Raw genomic sequence first — 17738 nt, 5'->3', positions numbered from 1 at the left:
TTCTTTAGTTCCTCCAAAGTTTAGATTGCTCCACCCAGGATAGGCCGTCTCCGGTATCCTTGCACAGCAGATTGATATGACCCATCTTACGACCAGTCTTACTCTCAGTCTTGCCATATATATGAAGCTTAGGTACAATACCCAGCTTATTATCTTTTTCCTCATGTGTACAGGTCGCTTTAATCGCACCATCCAAATGCTGACCTAATACATTTACCATAACTACAGGTGTCAAAAGCGTTGTATCGCCCAGCGGCAGATTACAAATCGCCCGGACATGCTGCTCGAACTGTGAGGTCACGCAAGCATCCATGGTGTAATGGCCGGAATTATGCGGTCTTGGTGCCAGCTCATTGACGAACAATTCACCGTCCGCTGTGACGAACATTTCCACGGCAAGCAGTCCAACCGCATTCAGGCCTGCGATTAAAGTCTCAGCCAGCTCGCAAGCTCTGCGCTGAATGTCCGCTGACACTCTTGCAGGCACAATGGACAGATGCAAAATATTGTTTACATGAATGTTCTCAGAAGGCGGGAAGCTTTTGACCTCCCCAGATGCACTACGTGCAGCAACAACGGATATTTCGCATTGAAAAGCTACAAACTTCTCAAGCACCAGCTCCGGAATCACCTCACCGGGTGCAACCTGCCGGAAGGCTTCTTCCAGCTCATCTTCCTGACGAATCACAGCTTGACCCTTGCCGTCATAACCGCCTGTGGCTGTCTTGAGCACGCAAGGTAGTCCAAGTTCAGCCGCCGCCTCTTTTAGCTCCGCAAGGCTGTCTACCTTCCGGTACGGGGCGACCGGAACGCCCGCCGCCTCGATGGCGGCTTTTTCGCGCAGCCGATGCTGCGTGGTATACAGCAGCGCGCTGCCCTGCGGCACGTACGATTCCTCCGCCAGCAGCGCGGCTACGCCCGCATCGACGTTCTCGAACTCGTACGTGATGACGTCCGCGCGGCGGGCCAGCTCCCGCGCCGCGTCCCGGTCGTTATACGCCGCCGTAATCTGCGGCGTAACTTGACCGCTAGGCGCATCCGGCGCAGGATCCAGCGCCACGAAGCGGTACCCCATGGCGCTGCCGGCCAGCGCCATCATGCGCCCGAGCTGCCCGCCGCCGAGCACGCCGACGGTCGAGCCGGGCAGCAGCGTCCGGACGGTGTCCGCACCGGACGCTTGTGCAGCTGGCGAAGCTGCGCCGCCAGCCTCCTGCAGCTTCAGCTCCTCCGGCCTCATAAGCTGTCGCTGCTTTCCAATACTTCATCGCGGATCGCATCCCGACGCAGCTGCACACGCTGCTGCACTTCGGGGTCGAACGCTCCGATGATCTGTGCGGCCAGCAGGCCTGCATTTACAGCGCCTGCCTTACCAATAGCTACCGTTGCTACCGGTATGCCTCCAGGCATCTGCACGATAGAGAGCAGCGAATCCAGCCCATTAAGTGCTTTCGACTGCACGGGCACTCCAATCACTGGCAGGATCGTCTTTGCAGCCACCATACCCGGCAAATGTGCGGCGCCGCCTGCTCCTGCAATAATCACACGAATACCGCGGCCAGCGGCTTCCTCCGCATAGCGGAACATCAAGTCCGGTGTACGGTGCGCGGATACTACCTTCTTCTCATAAGACAAACCCAGCTCTTCCAGCACCCCACAAGCGTGCTCCATCGTATCCCAATCCGACTTACTACCCATGATGACAGCTACCTGCACAGACATGATTCGACCTACCTTCCAATCACTAGTATGAGATATCTTTATCTTGTAAATCCGAACAAGCAGAGACTACATTCTCGTCCTTCAGGGATGACTATCGTTTTCCTTAAAAATATAAGGTTGATGTATCACGTGTAACTTATTCCTTATATTAAAAAAGCCCGATGTCCAGACGCATTTTGCTGCGGGAGGATCGGACTAGTAAAGGAATTAGGAAAAAACACTCCCGCTTGCCTCTCACCAAACTGGCATTAAGCGCGGAAAGCTGCACAATGCATCACTCCATTATCTGGACTGCATTATCGCATTCTAGCATCCTATTTCCTCGTAGTCCGGTAATTTACGGTTCCCGGGTAGAAACTTCCGGGCCATATTCCCGGTTTTATACGAGCTCTTCATGACATCAGTTTAACAATCCCCTACACATGATGTCAACTCAAACACGAACATTGGTAAAATCACCATAATAAATGTTCGCTTTTGGGCGAATTTAAATTCTCAATAACCTTATATTTTGTGAAGAAGTACTTCTTTCCGTACGCTCCTACCTCTAGCGCTCTATGGTGTTTAAGCTCCAGATTAAGACCTGTACAGCCTTAAATTGAAAAAAAGGAACGCTATCAGCGTCCCTTTGAACTCTATATTATTTTACAACCAGCACTGGAATACGAGCGCTTTGTACTACATTATGGCTGACACTGCCCAGAACAAATTCACGTATACCGCCAAGCCCGCGGCTGCCGATAACTATGATGTCTATAGCATTTTCCTTAGCATATTTCAAAATCACTTCCGCAGGAGATCCTTGTAAAAGCTCAACCTCAGCATTCAGGCCTTCAGCCTCAAGACGTCCCTTCACTTCTTCTGTAGTCTGCACTGCCAAATCATAATATTCTTTATTTACTGAAGCTGGTAGTGGTGCAAGAGCTTCTCCGATAAAAAATCTTGGGAATTCAAATGCGTGTACGACATGCAATATAGAACCTGGTGTGACTTTAGCGAGTTCAATTGCGCGCTCCAATGCTTGATTAGAAGCCTTTGAACCGTCATAGGCTAGCAAAATTTTAGAGAATAACATGTACGCCACCTCTTTTTCTAGTTTGTAATCCTAAAGACTATTATCTTAAAAAATAGCTGTACAAAAAGATATTCAGCAGCAGCAGAAGCGGAATTCCGATCCTGAAGGATGTATGACGCGTCTTGTGGCGCTTACGGTACATGGCAATCAGCACACCTAGTGCGCCGCCCATGGCTGCCAGCAGAAAAAGTGTTTTCTCAGGTACACGTTCTCGCCTTTTGCGGGCTTTGTTCTTGTCCTCGGACATCACTACATACCCGATTATATTAATTACCACAAACCACAACATTACAACCTTGACCATTCTCCCGGGCTCCTCCTCCTTGCTTCCTATCTCTATTATATTCCCCTTTTGCACAAAAAACCAATCATCCTTACACGCTCTGCCAAGTCTATTAAGTTTCTTTTAGCTGCTTCTGCTTCGTATCCTTCATCCATACCCAGGATAAAATTGTAGCCAACGCCGCCGCAATCCCACCTAACCAGAATCCTCCGGTCAAGCCATATACAGAGCTCATCCAACCTGCTACGAATGGCCCTGCTGACATCCCTATCGCATAAACGGCCTGATAGAAACCCATAGCTGTAGCCCGTTTAAAGGGATCTATTTCTGATACGGATTTACTCAACAGCAGCGGAAAAATAAGTCCCTGCATAAAACCATTCCCCACCTGAGTCAGACAAAGCGCCGCTAACGTCGGCATAGAAGGAATGAGCAGCGTAAACAGTGCGCTTCCCGCAAAGCCTAGCATAAGCTTCCCTCTATCACCCAGCAGCCCTCCAAACAGACGTGAGCCGTAGAGCGTTGCGATGGCATGCGGAATCATAAAAGCGAGTGTTAGCCAGCCCAAGCTTTCTTTGCTTGCTCCGATATTCAGCGCCTGGTTCGGAGTATATCCGAACATTGTTATAAATAGCACACAGTGTGCCAGCACAGACAACAGTGATACTTTTACCAGCAAAGGTTCCTTTACGACACCAGCCAGCTCCTTGATCTGTATGGCATTTTGCCGTTTTTCCTGCTTTTGTTCCGGTAACCGAAGCGCAAGTATTAGTGCCGCAATAGCTACAATTCCACCAATCAGGAAGGGGGCATTCCAGCCCCAATGCTCTACCATATAGCCGCTGATCATCATGCTGGTCAATTGGGCGATTACTGTAGTGAATTGCAGCATGCCCATCGCTTTTCCAGCTTCCTCTTTTGGAAAATATCCTGCGAACATCACAGAGTACACAACCCATGCCGATGCTGCTATCCCGGATACCGCACGTGCTGCCAACGCCCACCCCGGCTGTGCTCCCCACATAAAAAGAAAACAGCTGACTCCACTCGCAATCAATCCCAGATAGATAAACGGCCGCCGCCTATTTAAATAATCTGAACCGATGCCAATGGGTATACGGAATAGGATCTGCATTAACCCATATATCCCAAGCACCATGCCCACCATAAAATACGATGATCCCAAATGCTCAACATATGGTGAAAGCACCGGCACATAAATATAAGAAGAGAACCAAAACATAAATACAATAACCAAAAAGAAAAACCTGCTGCTTCCTTGCCCCTGTGGGCGATCTGCCGCTTTCAACGGATTCGCCTGCTGCTCAGCTGCCACCTAATCACCTGCTCCACTCATTTGCTTTCCATTCTAATTCAAAGCCTATCCGTAGACCACATAAACTTACTAGGATAGAAAAAAGACTACTGAGCACACTCAGCAGCCTTCATTATTCTAATCATTCATTTTAATTGAAGCTAACCATCCGATGATTCCTACTACTTATCCTTCTTTTGTCCTTCAAGCGCTGCTTTCAGCAGTTCCCCAAGGTTAGAACCAATGCTTTCCTGCTTGCTGTATTGCTGCACCAGCTTTTGCTGTTCACGTTTATTAACATGCTTGTGATCCTTATCTAAGGTCTCTGTGATTCCACAGCCTAGACATTGTACGAACATGCCTGCTTTACCCTCTTTAAGCTCCATTTTCTTATGGCACTGTGGGCAGCGGCGATTCGATAGTCTTTTCTCACCTGCACGGGTGTAACCACAGTTATCTGCAGGACACACCAGCAGCTTCCCTCGTTTGCTCTTCTTCTCGAGCAGTCTTGTACCGCATTCCGGACAATGACTGTTAGAGACATTATGCGGCTTATATTCTGCTCCGCTAGTTTTCACACCTGTTACCAATTCCTGTGCCATACTGCGGATACCTTGTAAAAAGAGCTCCGGTTTGCCTTGACCACGCGCTATTTTCTCCAGCTCAGCTTCCCAACGTGCGGTTAGATCCGGGGTTCGTAGCTGAGTGGATACCAGCTCGATTAACTGCTTACCTTTTCCTGTCGGATGCAGGAGATTACCTTGCCGCTCAATCGTATCGGAGCTTACCAGCTTCTCAATAATATCCGCGCGTGTAGCCGGGGTTCCGAGGCCGTGCTTCTCCATTTGCGTCAACAGCGAAGCTTCATTATAACGCTTCGGTGGCTGTGTTCGGCCAGCACGCACCATACAGCGGCCAATCGTGACAGTAGCCCCTTCGCGCAGCTCAGGCAGCTTTACACTGCCCGCTGCCAGCTCGTCCGCAGATTCCTCCTCGTCATCACTACTCATATCTCCGCCGTATACTTCGCGCCAGCCGGCATCTTTTACTGTCGTCCCTTTGACATGGAAGCTTTCGCCTTCCACATTGACGGTTACAGCTACCGCATCATAACGAGCTGGCGGATAGAACAAGCTTATAAAACGCCGCACAATCAGATCATACAACTTACGTTCTTCAGTACTCAGACCATTTAACAATACGGTCTGTTCTGTAGGAATAATAGCGTGGTGATCACTGACTTTACTGTCATCCACGATTCGCTTCGTAATCGGCAGCTGCTTGCGCAGCAATGGACGTGCTAACGCTGCATATGGACCGACCGCAACACTATCCAGTCTTTCCTTGAGTGTGCCCGTCATATCTGAAGTTAAGTAACGACTGTCCGTACGCGGGTATGTGACAAGTTTATGCTGCTCATATAACCGCTGCAGCACACTGGAGGTCTGCTTCGCGGAGAAGCCGAACTTCCGGTTCGCATCACGCTGCAGTTCAGTCAGATCATAAGCCAGTGGATGAGGTTCACTTTTCTCACTCTTCTGTACCTTAATAATACGGCCGCTGCGTCCTGTAAGCTTATCCTTTAAGCTGGCTGTCTTATCCTTTTCGAATATTCGACCATCACCGTTACTGGCCCGCCATGCCGCTTGGAAATCCCCAAAATCAGCAGTCAGCGTCTCAAAATCGACGGAACGGAAACCCGTAATCTCCTGTTCACGATCCATGATCATCCCTAATGTCGGCGTTTGTACCCGTCCTGCTGAGAGCGGCGAACCGAACTTACAGGTCAAAGCTCTTGTGACATTCAGTCCAATCATCCAATCCGCCTCTGCGCGGCAACGTGCAGATTCATACAACCGATCAAATTCCCGGCCCGGACGGAGTTTTGCAAATCCCTCTTTAATTGCCTTATCAGTCTGCGAGGATATCCATAACCGCCGGAATGGCTTTTTCCACCCTGCCATATTCATAATCCAACGAGCCAGCAGCTCCCCTTCACGGGCAGCATCTGTAGCAACAATAAGCTCCTCAATGTCCTGACGCTTCATTAGGTGCTGGACAGCTTTATATTGCTGGTTGGTCTCCCGCAGCACCTTCAGCTTGGTCTTCTCCGGCAAAATCGGCAGATCCTCCAAGGCCCAAGTTGCAAACTTTTTATTATAATCCTCTGGCTCTGCCAGGCCGACCAAATGACCCAGCGCCCAGGTAACCACATATTTTGGACCTTCAATATAACTCTTCTGTTTATTATTGCATCCCATGACCCGTGCAATCTCGCGTGCAACAGACGGCTTCTCCGCCAATACTAGTGTCTTCATAATGCTCCCCTTTCCACATCAAATTTCATTATAGCATTAAATGAATGTTAGCAAATATCGTCAGGCTTTACCGTATGCCTCTGTTATACACTAGATCATATCTGATACCCGAAAGGAGTCATAGTCAATGAATGAACAAGAAAGCTATAATATATTATCTATAGGATCGGTTAGAGGTACAGCACATAATTTGCGGCTTGAAATCAACCCGGAATTCAGACCAGCGCTTAAAGGTTTATCTCAGTTTAGTCATTGCCAAGTACTTTGGTGGCTGCATGAGTTTGCAGAGGATCATTTCCGGCAGACTACACAGATTCAGCCTCCTTATGATGCGACCTTAACTGGAGTATTCGCTTCCCGTTCCCCTATTCGCCCTAATCCGATTGGGCTAAGTGTAGCAGCAATCCTGTCTGTCGATGTAGACTCTGGAATAGTAGAGGTGGCCGGGCTTGATGCCTATCCGGGCACACCGGTTCTCGACATCAAAGCCTATTTTCCTAGTGCAGATCGCGTAATGGAAGTGACTGTTCCCGATTGGGCTGCTGCTTGGGGCGACTGGACAGCAAATCATTGAAGTAATCGTGCTAGACACCATTTCTATTAACTGTTATGGGAGGACATCTCTTGAACAATCGCCAACTAATCATTCAAGCCTTAGATCTCATTGAGGATCGCTTAACCACGTTTCTTCCTGTAGCTGTCCTCTCCAAAGAAATGGGATACTCCCTTTATCATTTCACCCGTCTATTTCAAGCAGTCACTGGGATAGCACCCGGCGACTATATAGCCAGACGCAAAATCACTGAAGCAGCCTTAGACATTCATCGAATGCCAGAACGTTCACTCCAAGACATCTCCTTAGACTATAACTTTAGTAACTATGAGACCTTTACGCGTGCCTTCAAAAGAATGCTGCACACGACTCCCTCTCTTGTTCGAAAAAGACTTACTGAAACGAAACTCCCTTTGCTCCCTAGACTATATGAACAGGATCTACTTCAAGTCCTTTCTGATAGTGATCTCTCCCTTCAGCTCGTTGATTTCGGAGAAATTATACTTCAAGGACCCGTAGTTAAAGTAGACCTAGACTTCTCCGTCATTTCTGATACTTGGCCTTTGCTTTTCAATAAGGTAGCCACTATATCGGATAGAATACAGCCTGAAAAATATTATCAGCTTGGCTTCTGGCCAGATGACTATGAGAGTAATGGGTTTTCGATCATGTGTGCCTGCGAGCTTAGTCCTATAAAAGCAGACCACAATCAGACTTTCCCCCTTCAGATCTTACCACCCATACGTTATCTGAAATTCATCCATAAAGGCCGCTCTTGTGATATCCCTTCTACCTATAAATATATCTACGGAATCTGGCTGCCGAAAACAGAATACAGGATGTCCATTCCATTTGAATTGGAATATTATGGTGAATTGTACCTTGGACCAGATAACGAAAACTCGGTGAGTGAAATCTACATTCCATTAGAATTTTTACAAGAAGAGACTACGTTGTCGTCTTTTATAGATGACAACCGTTACTCTTAGAAATATAAAGATATTATAGTTTTGCAGCTTATAAATTCTCATTTTTTAACAAAAAGCCCGTATCTGCTATGCAGACACGGGCTTTTTTTGCTTATGGGATTAATAGTTACTTTTGCTCCACCTGAATCGTTTGTTCAAGCTCCGGATAATAATGTTTAACTTGTTTTCCTTCTTCATCCCTTAATGCTTTATGATTTTCATCAATGGAGTAAGTAAACGGCTTAACTGTAATTGTCTTTGGTGTTTGCGCGAACGGTATGAAATCTTTGTCTACCAAAGGATAGACTATAGCTGGCAAGTTAAATGAACCACCCGATGAGAACGCATTACCTAGTTCATCAACGATTTCATAGAACATTTCAGAGGTTGTGTATCCATCCTTTTCTTTCACAGTTGGCGCTTTACCTTCTTCGCTGAGCTGTAATCTGCTTGTGGCTGGAGTTAATTCCAGCTTGGTAATCGTATAACTGAATTCTTCTGCCTCTTTTGTTTGGTTCAGATCAAGCTTGATAATTCCTTCCGTTACTTTTTTCACCGGCACCTTGATTACAAAAGGCTCTGCAATTTGTGTAACCGGCACACTGATGCTTAATTCAAATTCATCCCCCAAAGCCTCTATATTATTTAGATTTCTGTAATCGTATAAAATAGCATTCTTTTTTCCCTCAACATCACCAAAAGATGACATTTGGCTCTCCAGTTTTTTCCCATTCGGCAATTTCACTTCTGCTGAACCCAACAACCCTTTTTCGGACTGGTTCATTGTCACTTTCGCATGTTGTTCTGTTAGCGATGGATCGAACTCAATCGGTTCAATAATCATCTCAGCCATCATCTTATCATTATCAATGCCTTCCCGTTCAATCGCAAAAGCCAACCGCGAGCCGTCATAATAGGCATCGGTAACCTTTAAGGTCACTCCATCATGGGTAACGCTTTGGTTAGGGGCAGTAGATAATCCTTTTTCCTCAGCAGCATTTAGACCTTTATCGTCAATCCCCTTAAAAATACTTCCTACAACAGGAATCTGCTTCAATGTTTCAGCCATGACCGGGGATACAAATCCGCTACCGATTATCCCCGCACCCAACACTGCTGCTGCCGAGGCAGCCACCAATGATTTTTTCAGAAACTTATTTCCATTCTTTCTTGACGCTCGTTTTTCCATTCCCTCGTCTCCTATTCGCTTCATAATTGAATCGCTGAAACTGTCTACCGGCATTTCATGATTTTGGAATGTTTGACGAATGTGCTCCATCTTCTGACTTTCAGTTCGATCTTGCCATTTCTCCATGAGGGCTGCCTCCTTCATTCATTCTTTGCCGGACTAACTTTTTGCGTAGACGTTCAAATTTCTTGCGTAAAGTAGCTGAATTACAATCCATAATCTGACCCATTTCTTCAAAGCTGTACTGCTCAACCACCTTAAGAATCAGGAGATTGCTCTCTTCGGCTGTCAGGTCATCCATAAATAACTTCTGCAATGGCTCCTCATCGTTAGGATTATAATAGGCTTTGGGCTGCTGCTCTTTATATAGCGACAACAGACGGTTTCTTCGCTTGCGTTTGCGAACCTGATCCAGACAATGATGATAGGCCACTTTATACAGCCATGCACTAAAAGAGACTCGTTTCTCATAACGTTTGAGTTCCTGATACACTTTTACAAATATATCTTGCACAGCATCCTCTGCTTCTTCATGACTTCTCAAAATATAATAGCAATACGTATAAATCTTTCTTTCATAGGCTTGTATTATAGTTCTATAGGCTTCGCGGTTACCCGCAAGAACCTGATCGATAGCCTCTTCAATTATTGTTTGATTCACTTGGACCCCGGGGCTGCGACGTTCCAAAGAATCACCTCCTTGTTATTGACTACAACTATATAACGAATGTGATCCCTTTAATTGTGACAGGCTCAAAAAAATTTTCCAAATATGTTAGAAACATCATCCGTTTTAATAAAAAAAGCGACTGCCCCGATTGATTTTCGGAGAAATCGCTTTTATAATAATATTCCATATTTATAAATTACTTACTTATTCGTACTATTTGACACTTTTTAACGCTATACATGCTTCAAAATATACAGTATCACTATTCTGACCGCGTACATATATACCATCATCCGTTACAGCTGAACGTAAAATAGTCAGTTCATCCCCAAACTTAGCTTCTTGTAGATAAGTAATCCGGAAGCGTGTGAACTCTGCATTATCCCATTCCGCTAAAGTGAGCGCATCACAACATAAATCCCCGTATCGGGCATTATTCAAATGTCCGTTGCTGTCAAGCCCACTATATCTTACCTGATACCGATAAGCTTCTTCCATAGTAATATCAGAAGGGATCGTTACCTTAACAGGCATATCGCCTACTGAATCGCCATTATAGTGCTTAACCTGAACTGGAAGGGCATTCGGTCTAAGTATCCTTCTCTTCTCAATATCTACTAAAGCCCATATGGATCGTGCTGTGGCGATTTCTATATGATCTGCATCGAAAATACGATAATCCCGTTGCCACAGAGCCCCTTTAGTGCCTTTACTCCAGGTATGTACGCTAAGCACATCATTCGGGCGGGGAATACGCTTAAAATCAAGATCTAACGTGATCATCATCCAGCCCATTCCTGCATTCAGAATTTCTTCCACACTTATCCCCAAATTACCCACTGCGAAGTCTGCCGCACATTGCATGATATCCAGAATAAAGGATAACTTACCCTGCGAACGATAATCCGTGTCGCTCGCATGTACAGAAAAATCTTCTATCCACACAAGATTGCTACTGTTGTCCATTGTTTATCCTCCTGCCATGCAAAATATCCTTGCATTTACTTGAAGTATCCACATATACCACTGCTCTATCCACATAAATTGGGGACTACTTTCATTTTTGAATATATTTTATTATTTCATCCACATGTTAGTAACTTTTATAATTTCGTTAATTCCCTATAACTTATCCACATTTTTTAAAATTAAGCGGTAAAGGGAACAAAAAAGCCATTGTTGATAAATCAACAATGGCTTCGTGTGCTTGGCAACGTCCTACTCTCCCAGGACCCTTCGGTCCAAGTACCATCGGCGCTGGAGGGCTTAACGGTCGTGTTCGGGATGGGTACGCGTGGAACCCCTCCGCTATCGCCACCAAACATGCGTCTGTGAAACAGACGCTGCCGCGTGAAATTCGGTTCATCACCAGAAGTGAGAATGAATTTCTAAGCGTGTTACAGGCTTGATGCCTGAAAACTGAATCCGAAACAAATCTGCATTCTACGTATAGGATAAGCCCTCGACCGATTAGTATTGGTCAGCTCCATGCATTGCTGCACTTCCACCTCCAACCTATCTACCTCGTCGTCTTCAAGGGGTCTTACTAATTGGGAAATCTCATCTTGAGGGGGGCTTCACGCTTAGATGCTTTCAGCGCTTATCCCGTCCGTACGTAGCTACCCAGCCATGCTCCTGGCGGAACAACTGGTGCACCAGCGGTACGTCCATCCCGGTCCTCTCGTACTAAGGACAGCTCCTCTCAAATTTCCTGCGCCCACGACAGATAGGGACCGAACTGTCTCACGACGTTCTGAACCCAGCTCGCGTACCGCTTTAATGGGCGAACAGCCCAACCCTTGGGACCTACTTCAGCCCCAGGATGCGATGAGCCGACATCGAGGTGCCAAACCTCCCCGTCGATGTGGACTCTTGGGGGAGATAAGCCTGTTATCCCCAGGGTAGCTTTTATCCGTTGAGCGATGGCCCTTCCATGCGGTACCACCGGATCACTAAGTCCGACTTTCGTCCCTGCTCGACTTGTAGGTCTCGCAGTCAAGCTCCCTTATGCCTTTGCACTCTGCGAATGATTTCCAACCATTCTGAGGGAACCTTGGAACGCCTCCGTTACTCTTTAGGAGGCGACCGCCCCAGTCAAACTGCCCGCCTGACACGGTCCCCGTACCCGATAAGGGCACTAGGTTAGAACCTAGATACGATCAGGGTGGTATCCCAACGGCGCCTCCACCGAAGCTTGCGCTCCGATTTCTACGGCTCCCACCTATCCTGTACAGATCGTACCCAAATTCAATATCAAGCTGCAGTAAAGCTCCATGGGGTCTTTCCGTCTTGTCGCGGGTAACCTGCATCTTCACAGGTATTAAAATTTCACCGGATCTCTCGTTGAGACAGCGCCCAAGTCGTTACGCCATTCGTGCGGGTCAGAATTTACCTGACAAGGAATTTCGCTACCTTAGGACCGTTATAGTTACGGCCGCCGTTTACTGGGGCTTCGGTTCATAGCTTCGGGTTACCCCTAACCACTCCCCTTAACCTTCCAGCACCGGGCAGGCGTCAGCCCGTATACTTCGCCTTGCGGCTTCGCACAGACCTGTGTTTTTGCTAAACAGTCGCTTGGGCCTTTTCACTGCGGCCCCCTCGTGCTATTCACACTACCGGGGCACCCCTTCTCCCGAAGTTACGGGGTCATTTTGCCGAGTTCCTTAACGAGAGTTCTTCCGCGCGCCTTAGAATTCTCTTCTCGCCTACCTGTGTCGGTTTGCGGTACGGGCACCTTCTCCTGGCTAGAGGCTTTTCTTGGCAGTGTGAGATCATGACCTTCGCTACTATAATTTTCGCTCCCCATCACAGCCCAGCCTTATCGATGTGCGGATTTGCCTACACATCAGCCTCACTGCTTAGACGGACATCCATCAGTCCGCGTCACTACCCTCCTGCGTCACCCCATCGCTCATAGCGGATTACGGTGGTACAGTAATTTCAAACTGTTGTCCTTCGACTACGCCTTTCGGCCTCGCCTTAGGTCCCGACTTACCCTGAGCGGACGAGCCTTCCTCAGGAAACCTTGGGCTTTCGGCGGATCAGATTCTCACTGATCTTTTCGTTACTCATACCGGCATTCTCACTTGTGTAGTGTCCAGCGCTCTTTTCAGTACACCTTCAACCCCTACACAACGCTCCCCTACCCCAGATACATAGTATCTAGCCATAGCTTCGGTGGTGTGTTTAGCCCCGTTACATTTTCGGCGCAGAGTCACTCGACCAGTGAGCTATTACGCACTCTTTCAATGGTGGCTGCTTCTAAGCCAACATCCTGGTTGTCTGTGCAACTCCACATCCTTTCCCACTTAACACACACTTGGGGACCTTAGCTGATGGTCTGGGCTGTTTCCCTTTTGACAATGGATCTTAGCACTCACTGTCTGACTCCCGGCAATAAGTATATGGCATTCGGAGTTTGACTGAGCTTGGTAATCCTTGCGGACCCCGCACCCAATCAGTGCTCTACCTCCACTACTCTTATACCGAGGCTAGCCCTAAAGCTATTTCGGGGAGAACCAGCTATCTCCGAGTTCGATTGGAATTTCTCCGCTACCCCCACCTCATCCCCGCACTTTTCAACGTACGTGGGTTCGGGCCTCCAGTGCGTGTTACCGCACCTTCACCCTGGACAGGGGTAGATCACACGGTTTCGGGTCTACGTCCACATACTAATTCGCCCTATTCAGACTCGCTTTCGCTGCGGCTCCACCTTCTCGGCTTAACCTTGCATGTTAAACGTAACTCGCCGGTTCATTCTACAAAAGGCACGCCATCACCCATTAATAGGGCTCTGACTTTTTGTAAGCACACGGTTTCAGGTTCTATTTCACTCCCCTTCCGGGGTGCTTTTCACCTTTCCCTCACGGTACTGTTTCACTATCGGTCGCCAGGTAGTATTTAGCCTTAGCAGATGGTCCTGCTGGATTCATACGGGGTTTCACGTGCCCCGCACTACTCGGGATCCGTCTCGGAGAGAACACAGTTTAGGTTACAGGGCTTTTACCTCTATCGCGGGCCTTTCCAGACCTCTTCACCTACCATATTCCTTTGTAACTCCATGTGAGACGTCCCACAACCCCTAAGAGCAAGCTCTTAGGTTTAGGCTGTTCCGCGTTCGCTCGCCGCTACTGACGGAATCACTATTGTTTTCTCTTCCTCAGGGTACTTAGATGTTTCAGTTCCCCTGGTCTGCCTCTACATTTCCTATGTATTCAGAAATGAGTAACTGCGAATTACCACAGCTGGGTTTCCCCATTCGGACACCCCCGGATCAAAGCTTGCTTACAGCTCCCCGAGGCAGTTTCGTTGTTCGCCACGTCCTTCGTCGGCTCCTGGCGCCTAGGCATCCTCCGTGTGCTCTTATTAGCTTAACCTTGATTCTTCCGTAGGAAAATATCATACGATGACATTCTCTTTGGAATCATCTCACTAATAACATTTACTTGTTTGCACAAGTTGCTAAAAGATGTTCTAAAACGCAAATTCGTTTCGGTATCCAGTTTTCAAGGATCAAGTCTTACTTGAGAGCTTAAACTCTCAAAACTGAGCAACGAGTGAGTAACAGGCCTAAACCTGAGTTTTGGAAGCTGAGCTTCCGATTTGAATGTTCTCATTGCAGAGAACGATTCTCCATAGAAAGGAGGTGATCCAGCCGCACCTTCCGATACGGCTACCTTGTTACGACTTCACCCCAATCATCTACCCCACCTTCGGCGGCTGGCTCCCTTGCGGGTTACCCCACCGACTTCGGGTGTTGTAAACTCTCGTGGTGTGACGGGCGGTGTGTACAAGACCCGGGAACGTATTCACCGCGGCATGCTGATCCGCGATTACTAGCAATTCCGACTTCATGCAGGCGAGTTGCAGCCTGCAATCCGAACTGAGACCGGCTTTGATGGGATTGGCTCCACCTCGCGGCTTCGCTTCCCGTTGTACCGGCCATTGTAGTACGTGTGTAGCCCAGGTCATAAGGGGCATGATGATTTGACGTCATCCCCACCTTCCTCCGGTTTGTCACCGGCAGTCACTCTAGAGTGCCCAGCATTACCTGCTGGCAACTAAAGTTAAGGGTTGCGCTCGTTGCGGGACTTAACCCAACATCTCACGACACGAGCTGACGACAACCATGCACCACCTGTCTCCTCTGTCCCGAAGGCCGCTGCTATCTCTAGCAGATTCAGAGGGATGTCAAGACCTGGTAAGGTTCTTCGCGTTGCTTCGAATTAAACCACATACTCCACTGCTTGTGCGGGTCCCCGTCAATTCCTTTGAGTTTCAGTCTTGCGACCGTACTCCCCAGGCGGAGTGCTTACTGTGTTAACTTCGGCACCAAGGGTATCGAAACCCCTAACACCTAGCACTCATCGTTTACGGCGTGGACTACCAGGGTATCTAATCCTGTTTGCTCCCCACGCTTTCGCGCCTCAGCGTCAGTTACAGCCCAGAAAGTCGCCTTCGCCACTGGTGTTCCTCCACATATCTACGCATTTCACCGCTACACGTGGAATTCCACTTTCCTCTTCTGTACTCAAGCCACCCAGTTTCCAGTGCGACCTCAGGTTGAGCCCAAGGTTTAAACACCAGACTTAAATAGCCGCCTGCGCGCGCTTTACGCCCAATAATTCCGGACAACGCTTGCCCCCTACGTATTACCGCGGCTGCTGGCACGTAGTTAGCCGGGGCTTTCTTCTCAGGTACCGTCACTCCGGTAGCAGTTACTCTACCGGACGTTCTTCCCTGGCAACAGAGCTTTACGATCCGAAAACCTTCATCACTCACGCGGCGTTGCTCCGTCAGGCTTTCGCCCATTGCGGAAGATTCCCTACTGCTGCCTCCCGTAGGAGTCTGGGCCGTGTCTCAGTCCCAGTGTGGCCGTTCACCCTCTCAGGTCGGCTACGCATCGTCGCCTTGGTGGGCCGTTACCCCACCAACTAGCTAATGCGCCGCAGGCCCATCCCTCAGTGACAGATTGCTCCGTCTTTCATTCTTCTCTCAGGAGAAAAAAGAAATTATCCGGTATTAGCTACCGTTTCCGGTAGTTATCCCAGTCTGAAGGGCAGGTTGCCTACGTGTTACTCACCCGTCCGCCGCTAAGTCACTTTGAAAGCAAGCTTTCAAAGTGACTCCGCTCGACTTGCATGTATTAGGCACGCCGCCAGCGTTCGTCCTGAGCCAGGATCAAACTCTCCAATTAGTATTGAAAAGAGCGATATGCTCATTTTGAAACATCTGACGAGAAAATTAATTCTCTAATTTTGGATTTCACTTGCGTGATTTCCTACTCACTCGTTGTTCAGTTTTCAAAGATCAAGTTCTCGTTGGCGCCGTTTAATGTCTCAGCAGCAACTCTTATAATATATCATGTTGTTTTCAGAAATGCAAGCTTTATTTTTCGAAGCTTTTTATCAGCCTCGTCTATATCGCCTGTACGCTGTCTAACAACGCTTACCTATAATACCCCAACTATTAATAGAAAAGCAACCCCTAATATAAAAATAAACAACTGGCTTAATAATTAAGCCAGTTGTTTATTTAATAGAGTTATGTTTCTAGCGACGAACTTAATAGTATTTTGCCGCAGTATATTTGGTTGAGGCTTTAATTAAATCGGTTTTCTTATCACTCTTTGCAAGTCCTGCATCCACTGTAGTATCAATGGTAACCCACTTCCCATTAAGCAACACTTCGTTCCATGCATGATATTGCGTAACGTAGCTTGTATTCCCCATTACCAACTTAGCAGGAACATCTACACTCCGCAGCATTGCGGCAAAAAGAGAAGCGTAATCATAGCAAATCCCTTTTTTAGTAGTCAATGTCTTATCGATGCTTGGAATATAATCAGTAGTTACACTATTAGCAAGAGAGTAATCATATTGTACATTCGCAACTACATAGTTATAGATCGCTTTAACTTTCTCTTCGTCTGTTGTTTTGCCTTGTACTAATTGTTTAGCTTTGACAATCGCTTTATCAGAAGAACTCCATTTCACATTCTGTACGGAGCCCAAATATACGGAATTCGAGTCACTCATGGTTACGTCTACTACTTCGGAATATAATGCTTTGTATTTATTGCCGGTTGTGTTCTCCAGAACAGAAACCTTATAAGTCCCATTTCCTTGTTGCAAAGGGAAGTCCTCAGCTTGTCCAGAAGCATACAAGTTATATGTATAGCTGCTGTTATCTTTGGTGATCATGAGTTTGATTCTTTTATCTTTCGGAATATCATAGTTAATACCAATAACACCTTGGGCCACTTTGGATGTAATCAACCAGCTGGCATCTGCACTTGCAGCTTGAGCTGTACTTACCGGAACTGAAGTCATTAGGACGAACAACGCCACCAGCATAAAATAAACCTTTTTCACGGATAAAACTCCTTTCGGTAGCTGGCTGCCATCCTTTCGGGAAGGCCCTTTAGCTTTGCGTCCCTACCTTTCGATAGGTTTGCCGTTATCGTATAAGCTCTATCTGTTCTAGCTTTACTAGATATAATTGATAGAATCCATTTGAAACAAACAAAAAAAGCCTCTTCATTCGGTAGCTGGCTGCCATCCTTTTGGGAAAAGGCCCTTTAGCTTTGCGTCCCTACCTTTCGGAAGGTTTGCCGTTATCGTGTTTAGCTTTCATAGTATAATACTAT

General features: G+C 47.3%; 12 protein-coding genes, 3 rRNA genes and 3 riboswitches. Of the genes, 2 read left to right on the top strand and 13 right to left on the bottom strand.

Annotated features, from left to right (window positions below; genetic code table 11):
* Nucleotides 1–4: 4 nt before the first annotated feature.
* The 6 genes from purK to NST25_RS03255 form a co-directional block, all read right to left on the bottom strand.
* Nucleotides 5–1237 carry a 5-(carboxyamino)imidazole ribonucleotide synthase gene (gene purK, locus NST25_RS03280; RefSeq protein WP_340393303.1) on the bottom strand — a complete coding sequence of 411 codons (1233 nt, stop codon included), beginning with the start codon at nucleotides 1235–1237 and terminating at the stop codon, nucleotides 5–7.
* The gene (gene purE / locus NST25_RS03275) at nucleotides 1234–1719 is read right to left on the bottom strand and encodes a 5-(carboxyamino)imidazole ribonucleotide mutase (protein WP_036680920.1); all 486 of its coding nucleotides are present in this window, start codon (nucleotides 1717–1719) and stop codon (nucleotides 1234–1236) included. Before purE ends, purK begins: the two co-directional genes overlap by 4 nt.
* 305 nt (nucleotides 1720–2024) lie before the next feature.
* Nucleotides 2025–2126: riboswitch (purine riboswitch) on the bottom strand.
* Between the two features lie 233 nt (nucleotides 2127–2359).
* Nucleotides 2360–2794: a universal stress protein gene (locus NST25_RS03270; protein ID WP_036680923.1), complete on the bottom strand. Its 435-nt coding sequence runs from the start codon at nucleotides 2792–2794 to the stop codon at nucleotides 2360–2362.
* 40 nt (nucleotides 2795–2834) lie between these two features.
* The gene (locus tag NST25_RS03265; protein WP_036680925.1) at nucleotides 2835–3098 is read right to left on the bottom strand and encodes a DUF1294 domain-containing protein; all 264 of its coding nucleotides are present in this window, start codon (nucleotides 3096–3098) and stop codon (nucleotides 2835–2837) included.
* Nucleotides 3099–3189: 91 nt separating this feature from the next.
* A complete protein-coding gene (locus NST25_RS03260) occupies nucleotides 3190–4413 on the bottom strand; it encodes an MFS transporter (protein ID WP_052096757.1) in 1224 nt (407 codons plus the stop codon).
* A 161-nt stretch (nucleotides 4414–4574) separates the two neighbouring features.
* Nucleotides 4575–6710: a DNA topoisomerase 3 gene (locus tag NST25_RS03255; RefSeq protein WP_340393301.1), complete on the bottom strand. Its 2136-nt coding sequence runs from the start codon at nucleotides 6708–6710 to the stop codon at nucleotides 4575–4577.
* A 127-nt stretch (nucleotides 6711–6837) separates the two neighbouring features.
* Here NST25_RS03255 and tsaA point away from each other — a divergent pair, with 127 nt between their 5' ends.
* Both tsaA and NST25_RS03245 read left to right on the top strand, forming a co-directional pair.
* The gene (tsaA, locus tag NST25_RS03250; RefSeq protein WP_076128454.1) at nucleotides 6838–7284 is read left to right on the top strand and encodes a tRNA (N6-threonylcarbamoyladenosine(37)-N6)-methyltransferase TrmO; all 447 of its coding nucleotides are present in this window, start codon (nucleotides 6838–6840) and stop codon (nucleotides 7282–7284) included.
* A 50-nt stretch (nucleotides 7285–7334) separates the two neighbouring features.
* Nucleotides 7335–8252: an AraC family transcriptional regulator gene (locus tag NST25_RS03245; protein WP_339189441.1), complete on the top strand. Its 918-nt coding sequence runs from the start codon at nucleotides 7335–7337 to the stop codon at nucleotides 8250–8252.
* Nucleotides 8253–8358: 106 nt separating this feature from the next.
* On the opposite strand, the gene NST25_RS03240 is transcribed toward NST25_RS03245, so the two are convergent.
* The 7 genes from NST25_RS03240 to NST25_RS03210 all read right to left on the bottom strand — a co-directional run bounded on the left by NST25_RS03240 (nucleotide 8359) and on the right by NST25_RS03210 (nucleotide 17463).
* The gene (locus NST25_RS03240) at nucleotides 8359–9546 is read right to left on the bottom strand and encodes a DUF4179 domain-containing protein (protein WP_076128451.1); all 1188 of its coding nucleotides are present in this window, start codon (nucleotides 9544–9546) and stop codon (nucleotides 8359–8361) included.
* Entirely contained in the window at nucleotides 9521–10108 is a 588-nt protein-coding gene (locus NST25_RS03235; RefSeq protein WP_340393300.1) for an RNA polymerase sigma factor, read from the bottom strand. The genes NST25_RS03240 and NST25_RS03235 overlap by 26 nt, the downstream gene beginning before the upstream one ends.
* A 195-nt stretch (nucleotides 10109–10303) precedes the next feature.
* The gene (locus NST25_RS03230) at nucleotides 10304–11056 is read right to left on the bottom strand and encodes an acyl-ACP thioesterase domain-containing protein (protein ID WP_340393299.1); all 753 of its coding nucleotides are present in this window, start codon (nucleotides 11054–11056) and stop codon (nucleotides 10304–10306) included.
* A 239-nt stretch (nucleotides 11057–11295) separates the two neighbouring features.
* Nucleotides 11296–11412, bottom strand: a 5S ribosomal RNA gene (rrf, locus tag NST25_RS03225).
* A gap of 128 nt (nucleotides 11413–11540) precedes the next feature.
* Nucleotides 11541–14466 (bottom strand): 23S ribosomal RNA (locus tag NST25_RS03220).
* A 262-nt stretch (nucleotides 14467–14728) separates the two neighbouring features.
* Nucleotides 14729–16286: ribosomal RNA gene (locus NST25_RS03215) — 16S ribosomal RNA — on the bottom strand.
* Together the 16S, 23S and 5S rRNA genes form the textbook arrangement of a ribosomal RNA operon.
* Before the next feature lie 367 nt (nucleotides 16287–16653).
* The gene (locus NST25_RS03210) at nucleotides 16654–17463 is read right to left on the bottom strand and encodes a transglutaminase-like domain-containing protein (RefSeq protein ID WP_340393298.1); all 810 of its coding nucleotides are present in this window, start codon (nucleotides 17461–17463) and stop codon (nucleotides 16654–16656) included.
* Nucleotides 17464–17476: 13 nt separating this feature from the next.
* Nucleotides 17477–17557: riboswitch (cyclic di-GMP riboswitch) on the bottom strand.
* A 74-nt stretch (nucleotides 17558–17631) separates the two neighbouring features.
* Nucleotides 17632–17714, bottom strand: a riboswitch (cyclic di-GMP riboswitch).
* Nucleotides 17715–17738 lie beyond the last annotated feature (24 nt).

This window comes from Paenibacillus sp. FSL E2-0190, assembly GCF_037992965.1.
Taxonomy (GTDB): domain Bacteria; phylum Bacillota; class Bacilli; order Paenibacillales; family Paenibacillaceae; genus Paenibacillus_AQ; species Paenibacillus_AQ odorifer.
Note: the sequence above shows the minus strand (reverse complement) of the source record. Positions and strands in the feature narration are given on the sequence as shown.